Origin of the sequence: uncultured Abyssibacter sp. (assembly GCF_964000955.1) — a bacterium.
GTDB lineage: Bacteria > Pseudomonadota > Gammaproteobacteria > Nevskiales > OUC007 > Abyssibacter.
Genome location: NZ_CAXFCL010000263.1, coordinates 1 through 16,009 on the forward strand (window position 1 = coordinate 1; position 16,009 = coordinate 16,009).

The window sequence follows — 16,009 nt, forward strand, 5'->3', positions numbered from 1 at the left end:
GAGCTCGTCCACGTCACCCATGGCCTCGAAGCGGACATGGGTCTTCGGCAGCCGCTCCCCAGTCGCCAGGCCGGTCGTGCCGCCGTCGCCGGTCCGGGTCGTGATCTTGCTCAGGCGGTGGCCCATCGCGCTTACTCCACGTCGGTGAATTCGATCCGCGCCGGATTGCGGGTCAGCGGGATCAGTTCCTGCGTGATCGAGTCATCCAGCGTGTCGACAATGGTAATCCCCGGACTGGAGGCCGAGCCGCGGCCCACCCACAGGCGCTGGCCAAGATCGACATTCAGCGCCGTCAGATTGGTGCCACCCAGGCCGGCCACCGGCTGCGGCGCGCCGCCATCGAGGTCGAGGAACGCCCCGGTCGTGGGGTTGATGCGGTACAGGCTGTTGCTGCCGAAACCGGCCGAGCTGATCACATAGGCAAGCTGCTCGTTGATGATCACGAGATCGCTGATCTGTCCCGTAACCGCTGAATCATCGATCAGCAGCGTGGTCTCGTAAGTCGTCGGGTTGATGGTCACGAGGCCGCCGTCGTAGTTCGGTGTCGACTCGAAGGTGTCGGGGTCGAAGCTGGAACTGCCCGGTGCGACGACGTAGATCAGTCCGAGGCCGGCGTCGTAGACGAAGTCGGCGTCGTCGGATGTGAACGGATTGCGGACCGGCAGGGGAATGCCTGCCAGCGCCGGGTCCTGATCCGTATCGATTTCGGTGTCGGTGGCCACGTCGATGACCGCGACATAGGCATCGTGAGCGTTGAATGCGTCATCGAAGCGTTGCATGGCGACGAAGAGCTTGTCGTCGACAATGATGCCGCGCGCCATGTTCGGGTTGGCCGAGCTGTTCGGGCTGTACGCGGACAGGTCGAGCTCGCCGAGCTTGAAATCGGCTTCGGCGCTGACGCTGGGGTCGACGATCCAGGCGTCCGGCTGGCCGTAGCGCAGCAGGTAGGCCTTGTCCGGCGCCGCGAAGACAAGGTCGTACGGGTTGGCCGAGGTCTCGTCCTCCGGGTCCAGCGTCGAGAACTGCCAGACCGGCGTACCGGGTGCGTCCAGGCTGTACTTGGTGATGGTGTCGAGATTGAAGCGGCGCAGCTTGTACAGCGCGTTGCCTTCGGTGGTCACGCTGATGTCGGATTCGCCGGCATCAAGGTTGGCGGTGGTGTCATACGGTGCTTCGACCTCGACCAGCGCGTGCGCGCCGCTGGTGAAATCACCGGCCTGCGTCGTGACCACCGCGCGCGGTGCCTCGTCGATGACGAGACCGCCTCCACCGACGGTGGTGTTGTCGCAGCCCGCCAGCGCGGCGAGGCCGGCGGTGAGCGGGATCAGAATCAGGTTGCGGATCATGGGGGACTCCCTGTGGTCGTGTGCGGGTCCAGCGTCCATTCGACACTGGCAAAGAACTGGCGGCCGGGATGCGGCTGCGCGTTGAAATCCTCGAGACGTTCGTCGGTCAGGTTGCGGACCTCGAAGCCCGCATCCAGTGTCGATCCGGGCAGTGAAAAGGCCTTGCGCAGGCCGATGCCATGCTCGTGGCGGTCCGGCGCCGGTCGGGAATTCAGGCTGTCGTAGAACACGCCGCCGACGTAAACCCATTCGTGAAACAGCTCCAGGCGCCCGGGCAGCCACAGCGTCGTGCCCACGAAGGTCTTCTCGGTGAAGCGACCGGGTAACTGCTTGCCGTGAAGCACGCCGTCACTGGTGTTTTCGGTGTCCTGCAACGCTGCGCGGGCCTGCATCGTCATGCCCAGCCAGCCGAGTGTTCCGGACCAGCGGCTGCCCAGTTCCACGCCGAGCACCCGGGCGCCGGCCACGTTTTCCGCGCGGCCGATGCCGGAGAGCACGTCGTACTGGGTCACGATGGCGTCATCGAGATCGCTGGCGTAGCCCTCGGCGTGCAGGCTCCAGCCCGGCTGGCGCCAGCGCAGTCCGAGGTTCAGGTTGCGGCCGCGCTCCGGTTGCAACGCCGGGTTGCCGATGAACAGGCCGCGGTCGCCGTAGCGCTCGAAGAAGGTCGGCAGCCGCACGTAGCCACCGCCCTGAGCATGGAGTTGCAACGATTCGCCGGGCTGCCAGCGCAGATCCAGCTGCGGGCGTGTCGCGTCGAGATCGTCCTCCCGCCGTTCGCCACCGGCGTCGTAGCGGTCTTCGGCATGCTGATGGCGCAGCGTCAGGCCGGCGATCCAGCGCGATGACGGGCTGGTCCAGCCCAACCGGCTGGCCAGGTTTGCGTGATCCCGACGGCCGGCGGAGGTCCGGCCGCTCAGTAGATCCGTCGCGGCATAGGTTTCGCGGGCGTACTCCAGTTGTGCGTCCCAGCGCCACCGCGGGCCGAATCCTCGGTGATAGCCCAGCGCGCCGCCGTACTGCTGCTGTTCGCTGTGGGTGAGTTGCGCACCGACGCCCAGTTGGTCCTCGCGATCGTCATAGTCCAGACGTGTGCGATGCCAGAAGCCGCGGGTAGACCAGCGGTTGTTCGTGCCTTGTGACCCGCGCAGGCGCAGCTGCAAGTTGGTCTGTCTGCTGGTCAGTCGCGTCCGCGCCGAGGCGCTGTTGCGGGCATCTGGCAGCCCCTGTGTCTGGACGCTGTGCTGAGCGAGTGCGTCAAAGGTGCGATCCCGACTGATGCGCCACTCGCCCAGATAAAGACCGTGACGTCGATCCACATCGGCGTTGCGCCGTGGCTCTTCCTGATTGCGGTTCGGGTCGTCGGGGTCGAACGCGCGGTTCGGATTGACGAAGGTGAAATCGTTGGCGCTGGCCGCCGCACCCAGGCTCAGGCCGTGCGCAACCGGACCGGTTCTGGCTCCGGACCGGACGCCGGCTTGCCAGGTGGCCGCCGAGCCATAGCTGGCGTAGCCGCTTTGTCCCCAGCCGCTCTCGCCCAGCTCGGTGCGCAGATTGATCACCCCGCCGGGCGTCGCCTGCGCGAACTCCACCGGCGCCTGGCCGGCGTGAAGGTCGACCGCGGACAAGTCCTTCAGGCTCAGCGTGCCGAAGTTGAACCCGCCGACCACGCTGGGCGCCAGCGGCAGTCCGTTGAGGCGCACGTCGGTTTGCTGCGCGCTCGCGCCGCGGATCGACACGGTGGTGAAGCTGCCGAAACCGCCGGTGCGGCGTACCTGCAATCCGGCGTACTGGTCCAGCAGTTCGGCCAGTTCGATGGCGCGGGCGCGGTAGGCCCCGGTGTTGATCGTCAGCGTGCCGCTGTCCGCGTCGACGGTGGAGGCGTCCTCCACGATCAGGTCGGGCAGGGTCAGGCTGTCGTCCGGTGGCGCGCTGGCCGACGCCGGCCAAGACAGCGCCACCGCCAAGCAGGCATGAACGGCCGCGCCGCTCAGGGCGACGAGCTGTGGTGGCCATGCGAATCGCTCGCCAGGCACGGGATCAGGCATCGACGGTCAACGTCCAGGGGTGCGAACGGCATCGCACTGAACCTACGTGCCACCCTCCGTGGCACGAACGGATCGGGGAGTCGCTAATCGCTCCCGTGAAGCTGGGCGGTCTCCGGGCTCGTGAGCCGATCAGACAAGCCTTCCCACGCGGCGGTGCCGGCGCAGTGGCGAGCGGGATCTGAGCGGTGTTCTCACCTACCGTTGCGGGGGCAGCATGGGCTTGGGCGGCGATGCCGCGTGACCCATTTCCCGTGTCCAGCAACGCGGCGAGCGTACGGTGGTGGTGATTGGTCCGTCAACGCGCCGGCTTGGCAGCGGCGCGCGAATCATCGACCATGCGCGGCCCGTTTCGTCAGCCACGTATCAGGATTGATCCATGTCCGCACCCGCGCGATCCGCCTTTGTTGCCGCCGCCCTGGAAGCCGCCGAGGCCGCGGCCGCGATCATTCGCAGCCGGTATCAGGGGGCGTTCGATGTGCAGATCAAGCCGGACGACAGTCCGGTCACCGAGGTGGACATCGCCTGCGAGCGGGCCATCAAGGAGGTGCTGGGCCGCGCCTTTCCGGACCATGGTTTCTACGGGGAGGAGCTCGGCCGCGAATCCGCGGACGCCGAATATGTCTGGTTGATCGACCCGATCGACGGGACCAAGAGCTTTGTCCGCGGCTATCCGTTCTTCTCCACGCAGATCGCGCTGCTCCACAACGATGAACTGATCGTCGGCGTGTCGTCGGCGCCCTGTTTCGATGGTGGTCAGGTCGCCTGGGCGGAAAAGGGGCAGGGCGCCTGGATGGACGACGTGCCGCTGCATGTGAGCGACATCACGTCGTTGTCACGGGCCACACTGTCGATCGGCAATGTGCCCACGCTGGCCGGTACGGCACGGTGGGCAAATCTGGGGCGGCTGATCCAGCAGGTGCACCGCATTCGCGGCTATGGCGACTTTTACCACTATCACCTGCTGGCCTCGGGAAAGATCGATGTGGTGATCGAATCCGACGTCAACATCCTGGATATCGCCGCGTTGACCGTCATTCTCCGGGAGGCGGGCGGCGACATCACCGATCTGGACGGCGGGCCGGTGGGGCTGGAGACGACCAGCGTGCTGGCCACCAACGGGCGGTTGCGCGACGCCGTGGTCGACGTGATTGGCTAGGCCGATCCGCAGCCCCCGGCGACTCAGGCCGGTTCGTCCTCCAGGCTGAGGATTGGCCAGTTCCGGGCCTCGGCGATCTCGCGCAGTGATTCGTCCGGATGGACCACATGCGGATGGTCGGCCCACTCCAGCAGGGGCAGGTCGTTGATGGAATCCGAGTAGAACCAGGTCTTGTCGTAAGGCAGTGCGGTCTCGCGCAGCCAGTCCCGCAGCTTGTCGATCTTGCCCGCCTGATAGCAGGGCGTGCCGGCGATGCGTCCGGTGACCCGGCCGTCGACGATTTCCGGGTTCGTGGCGATCAGGTGATCCACGCCGAACCAGCGGGCGATGGGTTCGGTGATGAAGTGACTGGTCGCGGTGATGATCACGCGGGTGTCGTCCTGGTGCGAATCCAGCAGCGCGGCGGCGCCCGGCGCGATCATCGGCTGCACCACGTCTTCCAGAAATTTCGGTCGCAGCTCGGCCAGCGTTTCCAAGCCATGATCGATCAGCGGTTGCAGGCTGAACGCGAAAAACGCGTTCATGTCCAGGCGGCCCGCCTTGTAGTCGTCGTGGAAGTCGCGGTTTTTTTGAAAATAGGTCTCGGCGTCGACCAGGCCTTCGTTGACGAGAAATTCACCCCAGCTGTAGTCGGAGTCCCCCAGAAGCAGCGTGTTGTCCAGATCGAAAAGTGCCAAGTTGCCGGCCATGTGGGTTCTCGGTCAGAATGCAGTGAAAGAAGAAGAGAAGTGGCAAGCCACCGTGATCGATGCAGACGGCTTCCGTGCCAACGTCGGGATCATCATCGCAAATGACAAGGGGCGCCTGCTGATCGCTAAGCGAATCGGACAGGATGCCTGGCAGTTTCCCCAGGGCGGGATCGGCCAGGAAGAGACGCCGGAAGTCGCGATGTACCGCGAGTTGCACGAGGAACTCGGGTTACACCCGGACGACGTGCAGTGCCTCGGGCGTACCGGGCGCTGGCTGCGTTACCGTTTGCCCAAGCGTTTCATCCGCCGCAACAAGAAGCCGCTCTGCATCGGGCAGAAGCAGATTTGGTTCCTGCTGCGCCTGCGCAGTGACGAGTCCGCGATTCGATTCGATCTGCATGAAACCCCGGAGTTCGAGAGCTGGCAATGGGTCGACCCCAGCGAGCCGCCGGAACGGGTGATCTATTTCAAGCGCGATGTCTACCGCCGCGCGCTGGAAGAGCTGGAGCCGTTGATCGCAGCGGAGTCGGTCCGTTCCATTTGAGCGGTGTCGCAAGCCGTTCATCGCCACTGACTATCGCTGCAATTGACAATCACTCTTATTTGCGGTTGCATACGATTCATGATCGTATGTGTCTGCAATCGAGTCTCCGACCGCCAGATTCGCGAGCGCGTCCAGGCATCGCCCTGCGCCTTGCGGGACCTGCGTCGTGAGCTGTGCGTCGGCACCCAATGCGCCAAGTGCCTGCCTACCGCGCTGGACGTGATGCGCGAGTCGGCCTCGGAGCCAAACGCCGTGGCGATCTCGCGAGTCGTCTGAGTCTTTCCGTCGCGGTTGCCGCCGCGCAACCCTCGAATCAGAACGGCTTGACCATCGCCATGATCACGATGGCGACCAGCAGCAATGCCGGAATCTCGTTGACGATGCGATAGAAGCGGTCCGAACGCCGGTTCTCGTCCGCCGCGAACACGCGCACCGTCTTCCACATCCACAGGTGATAGGCGATCAGCGCCACGATGCAGGTCAGCTTGACGTGCAGCCAGCCCGAGGTCGCGAGCGCGGCCGCCCACCAGCCCACCAGCAGCCAGAGTCCGGTGATGGCCGTGCCGACCGCGCCGATGGTCATGATGATCAGCAGCTTGCGCTCCATGATCTTGAAGCGGTCCTGACCGATCCGGTCCACCGCCTGAGCGTGGTAGACGAACAGGCGCGGCAGATAGAACAGACCGGCGAACCAGGTGACCATCAGAATGACGTGAAAGGCTTTGAGCCAGAGCATGCGGGAAACCTCAGCAGACCTGTTCCAGGAGTTGGCCGGAATGGCCGGTGTTGAAGAGAGCCCTTGAGTGGGCGGTGAGCCGGCGCGCAGGGATCATCGGGAATTGGCGGGAGGCCTGCAAGCCGGCCTGCCTTGCAGGCGCGGGCGGATCAGCGCAGATAAGCGCGCTCGATGGCGTCACGGGTCAGCACGCCGTAGATCGTGCGTTCATCGTCGCGAACCCGGCGTTGCACGTACAACGCCTCGGCTTCGGTGCGCCGCAGTGTCTCGAAGGCTTCCTGCATGGTCGCCCGCAGGTGGATCGGCCCGGCCTGAAGTCGGTTGGCCGCCGGAATCTTGTTCAACGCAATCCTGTCTTCGTCGGCCAGCGCCTCGCCGTCCTCGGAAAGCATGTAGCGCAGCAGGTCGGCAAGCGGCAGCAGGTAACCGCTGCGACCGTCCTTGCGTCGCGCCAGAATCCAGCGGGTATCGCGGCCGACGATGTCGTGGGCCTCGGCGACGCTGATGGTGAGGCCGGTGAGCTTGAACGAGCGATCCATGTAGCTGACGACGCTGGAGCGTCGCAGCGATTGCGAGACCGGGTCGTTCTTGTAGTCACGGCCCCGATCACGCAGCAGCGTCAGGAAGATGCTTTCGCTGTGATACCCCTCGCGGGCGATCAGGATGGCGGTAATCACCACCAGCATGGCGGGGAACACCATCTCGGTGCGGCCGGCCAGTTCCAGAATCGCGACCAGCGCGGTCAGCGGCGCCTGCAGGACGGCGCCCATCATGGCGCCCATCCCCAGCAGTGCGTACAGCATCGGCTCGGCGGCGCTGTCCCCCAGCAGCCAGCCGGCGATCAGCCCCAGCGCCTGACCGATGGCGGCGCCGATCAGCAGGCAGGGCATGATGATGCCGCCTGGCATCAGGCTGGAGACGGCGAAGGCCGTCGCCACCAGCTTGGCCGCGGCGACTCCCAGGGCGACCCCGATGGCGAATTCCGCGGCCAGCGCGGCATTGATGGACTCGAACCCGAACTGAAACGTCTGCGGGAACACCCAGCCGCACAGCGCGGCGACCAGTCCCGCCTGCAGCATGCGCAGCCAGATCGGCTGCGGCAGCAGATAGCGGGTGAGGATGCGGGTGAGCCGCGTGAACGCGACTGCCGTGGTGCCCAGCACGCCGCCGCAAAGCGCGAGGTAGGGCAGCTCGATCATCGAGCGCAGTTCCGCGGCATCGACCAGCAACTGCGGGTGATCGGTCATCCACAGATGGGTGACGGCCGTGGCACTGATCGCCGCGAGGATGATGGGCGCGAAGCCGGCCAGCGTGTACTCCATCATCACGACTTCCATCGCGAAAATGACCCCCGCCAGCGGCGTGTTGAAGCTGGCGGCGATGCCGGCTGCCGTGCCGCAGCCGACCAGCGTGCGCACGCCATTGTTCGGCAGTTGCAGCCAGTGGCCCAGCCAGCTTGAGGTCGTGGCGCCCATGTGCGCGGCAACACCCTCGCGGCCAACGCTCTGGCCGGTGCAGATCGCCGCGGCCGAACCGATGAACTGGGCGATGGCGTTGCGCCATGGAAACTCGCCCTGATGGTAGGTCAGCCGCTCGACGATGTGGACGATGCCGCCGTCGCGCGTATCGCGTGCCAGGCCCTGGTAGGCCAACCCGACGATCGCCGCGCCCAGCAGCGGCAGCCACAACGCGAGCGGGATCGTTACACTATCGCCCACCGCAAGGTCGCCCAGATGTCCGGACTGTTGTCGGAGCAGGTCGATCAGCGCATGGAACACGATGATGACCCCGCCGCAGGCCAGTCCGCACAGGGTGCCCAGCAGTGACAGCAACGTCAGCCCCGGGGGCGCCTCCAGCCCGCTCAGGCGGAAGCGCATATGGTCCAGCGGCGCGCGGACACGCCGCAGCAATCCCCGGATCATGGCTGGTGGCCGTTGATGCGGAGAACCGCGGTACTCGGCGGGATCGGTGTGACCATGCGCGTAGTGTATGAAACTGAACAGCGAGTAGGCGCATGATCAAGGCCGCAATTGTCGGCGGGACCGGTTACACAGGAAGCGAATTGCTTCGTCTGGCGGTCACCCATCCGGATCTGGACGTGGTTGCCGTGACGTCGCGTCAGGCGGCGGGACAGGCGGTGGCCGACTGGTTTCCGCATTTGCGTGGTCATGTCGATCTGGTTTTCACCGACCGCCTGCCGGAACCCTTGCAGGCGCTCGACGTGGTGTTCTTCGCGACGCCGCATGCCACCGCGATGCATCAGGTGACGCCGCTGCTGGATGCCGGTGTGCGGGTCATCGACCTGTCCGCGGATTTCCGGCTCGACGATGCGACGGTGTTCGAGCAATGGTATGGCGTGCCCCATGTGGCGCCGGCTCTGCTCGACGAGGCTGTTTACGGGTTGCCGGAAGTCGCCGCCGCGCGGCTGCCGGATGCCAGGCTCGTGGCCTGCCCCGGCTGCTATCCCACGGCGGTCCAGCTCGCGCTGCTGCCGCTGGCCGAAGCCGGGTTGCTGGCTGCGCAGCCGGTGATTGCCGACTGCAAGTCGGGCGTGTCCGGCGCCGGCCGCTCGGCGAAGATCCCGATGCTGCTCGCCGAGGCCACCGAGAACGTCAAGGCCTATGGGGTCGGCGGGCATCGCCACTCGGCTGAGATCATCCAGGAAGTCTCGCGTCACGCTGGCCAGTCGACCGAGGTCATCTTCACCCCGCATTTGATGCCCATGGCCCGCGGCATTCACGCGACCGTCTATGCGGTCATTCAGGCGGACGCGGTTGATGTCCAGGCGCTGTACGAACAGCGCTATGCCGGTGCCGCCTTTGTCGATGTCATGCCGGTTGGCAGCCACCCGGAAACGCGCAGCGTGCGCGGTACCAACATGTGCCGGGTCGCCGTGCACCCCACCGGCCCCGGCCGCGTCACCGTGCTCAGCGTCATCGACAACCTGGTCAAGGGCGCGTCGGGTCAGGCGATCCAGGCGATGAACCTGATGTTCGGTCTGGATGAGGTCAGCGGTCTGAACCAGCCAGCCGCGGTGCCCTGATGGCTCCCCGGATCGTCGTTGATGAACAGACACGAAAGCCGTGGTTGCGATGGACGATCGCCGGGCTCGTCGTTCTGCTGGTGGCGTTGCTGCTGTGGGGCGGCTACGGCCTGGCGCTCAGCGTCGCCGGCGGTGACTGGGCGCGGATGCGGGAACGGGCGCAGAGTCTGGCTGACGAGCGCGATCAGCTCGAGGAGATGGCCAAGCAGCTGGAGCGGGAGAATCAGCGTTTGCGCGAACAACTGACCTTTACCGAACGCTCGGCGGAGATCGATCAGATGGCCTGCTCCACCGTGCGGGCGTCGCTCAAGGAGCTGGAGGCCGAGATCTCGGGTTTGCGCGAAAAGGTCGTGTTCTATCGCGACATCGTGCAACCGGATGAAACGCAGTCGGGTGTTCGCATTCATGGTGTGTCCCTGCGCCAGCTGCCCGAGTCGCTGCATTACACTGCGGCGCTGACTCTGGTCCAGTCTGTGCGAGGGAATCGCAGCGTGTCCGGTCAGGCGCAACTCTGGGTTGACGGTCTGCAGGATGGTGAGCCGCTTCGGTTAGACTTGGCGGCCATCAGGTCGGGTGATGGCGACAAGCTCGAGTTTTCGTTCAAGTTCTTTCAGGAACTGACCGTCGACTTCACCCTCCCGGAGGGCTTCGTGCCGACGCGTTTGGTGATTTGGGCGGACCCTCAGGGCGCGAACAACCGGATCGAGCGACAGTTCGACTGGGAAGAGATCATCAGAGGGTGACATGTTCAGCAAGAAGACAGACAAACCGGAGGCACCCGTGAGCAGTGCACGCGTTGACACATTGATCGGCAAGCAGACGGAGCTTCAGGGCGACATTCATTTCACCGGCGGCCTGCACATTGACGGCAAGGTGCGGGGGAAGATCATCGCGACCTCCGATGACTCCGCTGTGCTGTCGGTCAGCGAAAGCGGATCCATCGAAGGGGATGTCCGCGTCCCGCATGTCAATCTCAACGGGACCGTCCAGGGTGATGTCCACGCCAGCCAGCGTCTGCAGCTCTCAGCCAAGGCGCGGGTCAATGGCAACGTCTACTACAAGTTGATCGAGATGGCGGGCGGCGCCACGGTCAATGGCCAGATGGTCCACGAGGACGCCGAGCAGATGGAGGCGATCACGCATCAGCGTCCCCGGGTCGTGTCGACGACGACCGACGAGCGGGAGCTGGTGACCGAACGCGAACCCGCGGCGTCCGGGTCATCCTCTTGAGTCCTGAGGGCTCAGCCCTCATTGTCTGAAGCATGAGTGAACAGCAGCACATCCCCGACCTGGACTCCGGCGTGGTCTTCACCGATGCCGCCGCCGCCAAGGTGCGCGATCTTCTCAACGAGGAATCGGACCCTGAACAATGCCTGCGCGTCTTCGTCACCGGAGGCGGTTGCTCGGGCTTCCAGTATGGGTTCAAGTTCGACAAGGTGCCGGATGACGGCGACACCCGGATTGAGAACGGCGGGGTCACGCTGCTGGTCGATCCGATGAGTGTGCTGTACCTCGGTGGCGCCGAAATCGACTACCGCGAAGACGTCAACGGCGCCCAGTTCGTGATCCGCAATCCCAATGCATCCACGACCTGTGGATGCGGCAACTCGTTCTCGGTCTGAGTCGCGCCGTTGCCCCCTGAGTCAGGGGGGCTGCCCACCACAGGTGGGCGGGGGTGTGGGAGCATGGCCGGTAACGGTTTGCGATCAGCAAACCGCGGCCGCGCAGCGGTCGCCCAGTTCGTGATCCGCAATCCCAATGCAGCCACGACCTGTGGATGTGGCAACTCGTTCTCGGTCTGAATCGCGCGGTGCCCCTCTGAGTCGGGGCGGTCATGCATCGACGGCATCAGCTCCCGTAGCCGGGTAACAACCTCCCAGGACAACCCCGCGGTTCGCACCCGTGACGCTGGGCAGGTTGCCCGGTTTCCTCTGGACATGGCGCATCGCCAGCCATGCGAATGCGACGGCTTCGACGTCGTCGGCGGGAATCCCCAGCTCGTCCGTCCGCAGGATGCGGGCATCCGGCAGTCGCGCCTGCAGGCGTGACATCAGCGCCTGGTTGTGCGCGCCACCTCCGCAGAGATACACCGATGTGGTGCTTGTGCCCTCGATGGTTGAGGCAACCGTTTCCACGGTGAGCTGCAACAAGGTCGACTGCACATCGACCGGCGCGAGGCCGGGGTGCTCGGCCAATCGATGATCCAGCCATGCGGCGTCAAAGTACTCGCGTCCGGTGCTCTTCGGGCCACTGCGGGCGAAGTAGGGATCGGCCAGCATCGTGCGCAGCAGATCGTGCATAACGCTGCCCTGGCTGGCCCATTCGCCATTCAGGTCGACCGGGCCGCCGCGATGGCGTGCATGCCAGCCGTCCATGAGGCAGTTGGCCGGCCCGGCATCGAACGCGATCACGGCCGAGCCGGGATCGGACGGAAGCAGTGTCACGTTGGAGATGCCGCCCAGATTGACGACCGCGCGCGTTTCTTCGTGCCTGCGCCACAGCGCGGCATGCAGCGCCGGGGCCAGCGGCGCACCCTGGCCGCCTGCTGCCATGTCGGCACGGCGAAAGTCCGCGATGGTGTCGATGCCGGTCAGTGCCGCGATCCGGCTCGGATCGCCAATCTGCAGTGTATGCGGGTGGCGATTGTCCGGTGCGTGGAAGAGCGTCTGGCCGTGCGAGCCGATCGCCGTGACGGCCTCGGCCGGCAGGTTGGAGGAGACGAGCAGGGTTTGCGCTGCATCCGCGAAAGCCCTCGCCACCCGCTGATCCAGTTCGCCCAGCGTGTCCAGCGGCAGCGCCGCATCGCTGCGCATGCAGTCCAGCAGGGCGGCGCGCAGGTCGGCCGGGTAGGGAGAGGTTTGGGTGATGGCGGGTGCCGCCAGTCGACCCTGGTCGTCGAATTCGACGAGCGCGGCGTCGATGCCGTCGGCGCTCGTCCCGGAAATCAGGCCGAGATAACGATGTTTCACTCGGTGGTGTTGACCGCAACCTGCTGTGTCTTGGCGAGGACATCCAGCTGTGCGATCAGCGGGGTGACCGACCGGGTGAACTCGGCCTTGAGTGCGGCGGGCACCGGATGGGCACGCGGTAACGGCACCGTGATCGGGTTGCGGTGGACGCCGTCGAGGCGGAACTCGTAATGCAGATGTGGTCCGGTTGCCAGGCCGCTGCTGCCGACGTATCCAATCACCTGACCCTGGCGGACGCGTGTGCCGGAACGTACGCCTCTGCGGAATGCGTTCATGTGCGCGTAGAGCGTGGTGTACTGCCGTCCATGCTGCACGATGACGGTGCTGCCGTAACCACCCTTGGTCCCGGCGAAGATGACCTTGCCGTCGCCGGTGGCCTTGATCGGGGTCCCGCGCGGCGCCGCGTAATCGACACCGCGGTGGGCGCGGATCGTGTTCAGGATCGGATGCTTGCGCCCCAGGCTGAAGCCGGAGCTGATCCGTGCGAAATCCACGGGCGTGCGGATGAACGCCTTGCGCATCGAGTCGCCTTCCGGCGTGTAGTAGTCGGCGTCGCCTTCCGGTGTTTCGAACCGAACGGCGCGGATCAGGCGCCCCTGATTGATGAATTCCGCCGCGAGAATATGCCCGTCATCAATCTTCTCGCCGTCGAGAAACCGTTGCTCGTAGACGACTGAAAAACGATCGCCGCGACGGATGTCGAGTACGAAGTCGATGTCCCAGCCAAAGATGTTGGCCAGCTCCATGGTCAGGCGATCGCTCAGCCCTGACGCGTTGGCGGTCAGGAACAGGCTGTTCTGAATTTCTCCGCTGGCGTAGGCGATGCGTTCTTCGACGTCAGCCGTCAGCGTGTTGGCGACAAAACCGTCTTCGCCACGTTCGGCAGAGATGGTGGTAATGGTGTCGAGCGGGTATTCCAGTCGGGTGACCCGGCCGGCGTCGTCACGGTTGATGCGGATACGGTCGCCAGGCCGAATGCGGGTCAGGGCGGTTCCGATGCCGTCGGTCTTGCTCAGCGCCATCCAGTCGGCGGCTGCGAGGCCATAACGGTCGAACAGGCCGGACAGGGTGTCGCCACTGGCGACGGTCATTTCCAGCCAGTTCGCCGCGACATCGGTCTGCAAGCTGTCTTCGGCGATGTCGGTGAGCGAATCTGACGCTGTCGTCGGGGTGCGGTGGACCAGCGCCTCGGCAGCCGGGACCGGGCTCAGGTCGCCAACGCGCGGCGGGGCGACCTGCAGGGATTCCTGTTCTGCCGGAAGCATGCCCAGCAGGATGGCGAGACTTCCACTGGAGATCGCGGTGACCGACAGTGCGATCGGGACCAGTTTCGACCGGGTGCGACGGGGTCGTAAGCTATAATCTCGGCCAGACAGCGACATGCCTTCAATCTCCTCCCGCAGGCGTCCAGGGTGCGAATAGCGCTCCCGATGCCGTGCAAATAATCATAAAATCCAACACTTAGCAAGCACTTCTAGAAAGTGCTTCATCAATACTTGGAATCGTTGATGCCAAATCCAGACTCGCAGCTCGTCGAATTGCTTCGTGGCGCTGAAGAGGTCATCCGGCAAGAAGACCTGGCCAAGCGGCTTGCCGAGGGGCGGCCCCTAACCATCAAGGCCGGATTCGATCCCACTGCCCCCGATCTGCATCTGGGTCACACCGTGTTGCTAAACAAGATGCGTGCCTTTCAGGAGATGGGTCACCGTGTCGTTTTCCTGATCGGTGACTTCACCGGCATGATCGGCGATCCCACCGGCAAGAGCGAGACGCGTCCGGCGCTGACGCCCGAGCAGGTCGCCGAGAACGCGCAGACCTATAAGGAGCAGGTGTTCAAGATTCTCGATGCCGAGCGTACCGAAGTTCGCTTCAATTCGGAATGGTTCGGTGAGATGGCCGCCGCCGACATGATCCAGCTGGCGGCGAAACACACGGTCGCCCGCATGCTTGAGCGTGATGACTTCTCCAAGCGGTACAAGCAGGGTCTTCCCATCGCGATCCACGAGTTCTTGTATCCGCTGGTGCAGGGTTACGACTCCGTGGCCCTGAAGGCGGATGTGGAACTGGGCGGCACCGACCAGACATTCAACCTGTTGGTCGGGCGTCAGTTACAGCAGGCGCATGGGCAGGTGCCGCAGGTCGTCATGACCATGCCGTTGCTTGAGGGGCTGGATGGCGTCAACAAGATGAGCAAGTCGCTGGGCAACTACGTCGGCGTGGCGGAATCCCCAGACGACATGTTCGGCAAGCTCATGTCGGTCTCCGATGATCTGATGTGGCGGTATTTCGAGTTGCTGTCCGCCCGGCCGCTGAGCGAGATCGCCGCGCTCAGGGTCGCCATCGACGAGGGGCGGAACCCGCGGGACGTCAAGTTCGAGCTGGGCATGGAGATCGTCCAGCGGTTTCACGGTGCCCAGGCAGCGGAGGCGGCGAAGGCGGCATTCATCAACCGCTTCCAGCAAGGGCAGCTGCCGGACGAGATCCCGGAGGCCATGGTCACCGCGGAGGGGGCTGATGGCATCCCGGTTGCCAACGCGTTGAAACTCGCCGGCCTGGTGGCCAGTACATCCGAGGCCTACCGGATGATCAAGCAGGGTGCCGTCAGGTTGGATCAGGCCCGGCTCGAGGACCGTGCACGGGTGCTGGCGGTCGGAACTGACGTCATTGCCCAGGTGGGTAAGCGCCGCATTGCGCGCATCGTCGTGGCCGGCTGATTGTCCGGCCGCTCTAAGTCCTTGAATTTTCGATCAAATAGGGCGTCTGAAACTTTTCTGCAAAAAACTGTTGACGACTCTTCGAGCGTCCCTATAATACGCGCTCCCTGACGCAGCCACCGCCCTTTCGGGCACGCTTCCGGCGACGTCAGGTGGGCAGAAAATCGTTGACATGGGTTCTGACGAACCTATAATACGCGCCCCGCTCAAGAGCAGCTGGTATCGCCATCGCGGCGCGCCAGCAACTCGAAGCGAAAAAAGCGTTGACACGGATTCAAACGAATCTATAATACGCGCCCCGCTTGACGCTGAGGCCAAACAGGCCGACGCAAAAAAGCGAAGCTTTTTAACAACTTGGCAAGTGATTTGTGTGGGTGCTCCACGATTGAAGTGCTGCAAAAGCAACACTGAAAGAAACGGAGCAACCAAATACCAGTCAATTGATTGAGTAATTGGATTCGCTCTTTTGCATTCCTCGGAATGCAAGCCAATTTAAATTTAATTGGAGAGTTTGATCCTGGCTCAGATTGAACGCTGGCGGCAGGCCTAACACATGCAAGTCGAGCGGTAACAGGAGAAGCTTGCTTCTCGCTGACGAGCGGCGCACGGGTGAGTAACACGTGGGTTATCTGCCTCAAGGTCTGGGATAACCAGGGGAAACCCTGGCTAATACCGGATAAGACCACTAAGTGAGAAAAGCGGGGGATCGTAAGACCTCGCGCCATGAGATGAGCCCGCGTCCCATCAGGTAGTTGGTAGGGTAA

The 16,009-nt window shown here is 64.4% G+C and carries 15 protein-coding genes, 1 rRNA gene, 2 pseudogenes and 1 riboswitch; of the genes and pseudogenes, 10 read left to right on the forward strand and 8 right to left on the reverse strand.

The features are described from left to right. The 3 genes and pseudogenes from ABNS06_RS12645 to ABNS06_RS12655 form a co-directional block, all read right to left on the reverse strand. A pseudogene (locus ABNS06_RS12645) lies at positions 1-126 on the reverse strand (ATP:cob(I)alamin adenosyltransferase); the annotation flags it as partial. Positions 127-131: 5 nt separating this feature from the next. Next, a complete protein-coding gene (locus tag ABNS06_RS12650) occupies positions 132-1,346 on the reverse strand; it encodes a hypothetical protein (protein WP_348674957.1) in 1,215 nt (404 codons plus the stop codon). Further along, entirely contained in the window at positions 1,343-3,394 is a 2,052-nt protein-coding gene (locus ABNS06_RS12655; RefSeq protein WP_348674958.1) for a TonB-dependent receptor, read from the reverse strand. The genes ABNS06_RS12650 and ABNS06_RS12655 overlap by 4 nt, the downstream gene beginning before the upstream one ends. 85 nt (positions 3,395-3,479) lie before the next feature. After that, a riboswitch (cobalamin riboswitch) is annotated at positions 3,480-3,669 on the reverse strand. 101 nt (positions 3,670-3,770) lie between these two features. Between ABNS06_RS12655 and ABNS06_RS12660 the strand changes: the two genes are divergently transcribed. Then, positions 3,771-4,550, forward strand: a complete 780-nt coding sequence (locus ABNS06_RS12660; protein WP_348674959.1) for an inositol monophosphatase family protein — start codon at positions 3,771-3,773, stop codon at positions 4,548-4,550. Positions 4,551-4,573: 23 nt separating this feature from the next. On the opposite strand, the gene ABNS06_RS12665 is transcribed toward ABNS06_RS12660, so the two are convergent. Continuing rightward, positions 4,574-5,239, reverse strand: a complete 666-nt coding sequence (locus ABNS06_RS12665) for an HAD family hydrolase (RefSeq protein WP_348674960.1) — start codon at positions 5,237-5,239, stop codon at positions 4,574-4,576. Between the two features lie 52 nt (positions 5,240-5,291). On the opposite strand from ABNS06_RS12665, the gene ABNS06_RS12670 reads away from it, so the two are divergent. Together ABNS06_RS12670 and ABNS06_RS12675 are read left to right on the forward strand one after the other, a co-directional pair. Next, positions 5,292-5,783, forward strand: a complete 492-nt coding sequence (locus ABNS06_RS12670; protein ID WP_348674971.1) for an RNA pyrophosphohydrolase — start codon at positions 5,292-5,294, stop codon at positions 5,781-5,783. A 78-nt stretch (positions 5,784-5,861) separates the two neighbouring features. Next, entirely contained in the window at positions 5,862-6,059 is a 198-nt protein-coding gene (locus ABNS06_RS12675) for a (2Fe-2S)-binding protein (RefSeq protein WP_348674961.1), read from the forward strand. A 37-nt stretch (positions 6,060-6,096) separates the two neighbouring features. Here the strand turns inward: ABNS06_RS12675 and hemJ are convergent, their stop codons facing one another. Beyond that, positions 6,097-6,519, reverse strand: coding sequence for a protoporphyrinogen oxidase HemJ (gene hemJ, locus ABNS06_RS12680; RefSeq protein WP_348674962.1), 423 nt, complete (start codon positions 6,517-6,519; stop codon positions 6,097-6,099). A 149-nt stretch (positions 6,520-6,668) separates the two neighbouring features. Then, positions 6,669-8,441 carry a chloride channel protein gene (locus ABNS06_RS12685; RefSeq protein ID WP_348674963.1) on the reverse strand — a complete coding sequence of 591 codons (1,773 nt, stop codon included), beginning with the start codon at positions 8,439-8,441 and terminating at the stop codon, positions 6,669-6,671. A 92-nt stretch (positions 8,442-8,533) separates the two neighbouring features. Between ABNS06_RS12685 and argC the strand changes: the two genes are divergently transcribed. From argC to ABNS06_RS12710, 5 genes and pseudogenes are all read left to right on the forward strand, one after another. Then, entirely contained in the window at positions 8,534-9,562 is a 1,029-nt protein-coding gene (gene argC, locus ABNS06_RS12690; RefSeq protein WP_348674964.1) for an N-acetyl-gamma-glutamyl-phosphate reductase, read from the forward strand. Continuing rightward, positions 9,562-10,305 carry a DUF6776 family protein gene (locus tag ABNS06_RS12695; protein WP_348674965.1) on the forward strand — a complete coding sequence of 248 codons (744 nt, stop codon included), beginning with the start codon at positions 9,562-9,564 and terminating at the stop codon, positions 10,303-10,305. The genes argC and ABNS06_RS12695 overlap by 1 nt, the downstream gene beginning before the upstream one ends. A gap of 37 nt (positions 10,306-10,342) precedes the next feature. Continuing rightward, complete coding sequence (locus ABNS06_RS12700; RefSeq protein ID WP_348674966.1) at positions 10,343-10,792, forward strand: polymer-forming cytoskeletal protein; 450 nt, start codon at positions 10,343-10,345, stop codon at positions 10,790-10,792. 32 nt (positions 10,793-10,824) lie between these two features. After that, positions 10,825-11,184, forward strand: a complete 360-nt coding sequence (gene erpA, locus ABNS06_RS12705) for an iron-sulfur cluster insertion protein ErpA (protein ID WP_348674967.1) — start codon at positions 10,825-10,827, stop codon at positions 11,182-11,184. A 111-nt stretch (positions 11,185-11,295) separates the two neighbouring features. Next, positions 11,296-11,364, forward strand: a pseudogene (locus ABNS06_RS12710) (iron-sulfur cluster insertion protein ErpA); the annotation flags it as partial. A 30-nt stretch (positions 11,365-11,394) separates the two neighbouring features. On the opposite strand, the gene ABNS06_RS12715 reads toward ABNS06_RS12710, so the two are convergent. Both ABNS06_RS12715 and ABNS06_RS12720 read right to left on the reverse strand, forming a co-directional pair. Beyond that, positions 11,395-12,531 carry an anhydro-N-acetylmuramic acid kinase gene (locus ABNS06_RS12715; protein WP_348674968.1) on the reverse strand — a complete coding sequence of 379 codons (1,137 nt, stop codon included), beginning with the start codon at positions 12,529-12,531 and terminating at the stop codon, positions 11,395-11,397. Then, the gene (locus ABNS06_RS12720) at positions 12,528-13,913 is read right to left on the reverse strand and encodes a peptidoglycan DD-metalloendopeptidase family protein (protein WP_348674969.1); all 1,386 of its coding nucleotides are present in this window, start codon (positions 13,911-13,913) and stop codon (positions 12,528-12,530) included. Before ABNS06_RS12720 ends, ABNS06_RS12715 begins: the two co-directional genes overlap by 4 nt. Positions 13,914-14,039: 126 nt before the next feature. On the opposite strand from ABNS06_RS12720, the gene tyrS reads away from it, so the two are divergent. Continuing rightward, positions 14,040-15,245 carry a tyrosine--tRNA ligase gene (tyrS, locus tag ABNS06_RS12725; RefSeq protein WP_348674970.1) on the forward strand — a complete coding sequence of 402 codons (1,206 nt, stop codon included), beginning with the start codon at positions 14,040-14,042 and terminating at the stop codon, positions 15,243-15,245. Positions 15,246-15,744: 499 nt separating this feature from the next. Next, a 16S ribosomal RNA gene (locus ABNS06_RS12730) occupies positions 15,745-16,009 on the forward strand; the annotation flags it as partial.

Excerpts from the sequence above, each read along its gene's own strand:
- ABNS06_RS12650 (WP_348674957.1), bottom strand. The coding sequence starts at position 1,346 with ATGATCCGCAACCTGATTCTGATCCCGCTCACCGCCGGCCTCGCCGCG.
- ABNS06_RS12655 (WP_348674958.1), bottom strand. The coding sequence starts at position 3,394 with ATGCCTGATCCCGTGCCTGGCGAGCGATTCGCATGGCCACCACAGCTC.
- ABNS06_RS12660 (WP_348674959.1), top strand. The coding sequence starts at position 3,771 with ATGTCCGCACCCGCGCGATCCGCCTTTGTTGCCGCCGCCCTGGAAGCC.
- ABNS06_RS12665 (WP_348674960.1), bottom strand. The coding sequence starts at position 5,239 with ATGGCCGGCAACTTGGCACTTTTCGATCTGGACAACACGCTGCTTCTG.
- ABNS06_RS12675 (WP_348674961.1), top strand. The coding sequence starts at position 5,862 with ATGATCGTATGTGTCTGCAATCGAGTCTCCGACCGCCAGATTCGCGAG.
- hemJ (WP_348674962.1), bottom strand. The coding sequence starts at position 6,519 with ATGCTCTGGCTCAAAGCCTTTCACGTCATTCTGATGGTCACCTGGTTC.
- ABNS06_RS12685 (WP_348674963.1), bottom strand. The coding sequence starts at position 8,441 with ATGATCCGGGGATTGCTGCGGCGTGTCCGCGCGCCGCTGGACCATATG.
- argC (WP_348674964.1), top strand. The coding sequence starts at position 8,534 with ATGATCAAGGCCGCAATTGTCGGCGGGACCGGTTACACAGGAAGCGAA.
- ABNS06_RS12695 (WP_348674965.1), top strand. The coding sequence starts at position 9,562 with ATGGCTCCCCGGATCGTCGTTGATGAACAGACACGAAAGCCGTGGTTG.
- erpA (WP_348674967.1), top strand. The coding sequence starts at position 10,825 with ATGAGTGAACAGCAGCACATCCCCGACCTGGACTCCGGCGTGGTCTTC.
- ABNS06_RS12720 (WP_348674969.1), bottom strand. The coding sequence starts at position 13,913 with ATGTCGCTGTCTGGCCGAGATTATAGCTTACGACCCCGTCGCACCCGG.
- tyrS (WP_348674970.1), top strand. The coding sequence starts at position 14,040 with ATGCCAAATCCAGACTCGCAGCTCGTCGAATTGCTTCGTGGCGCTGAA.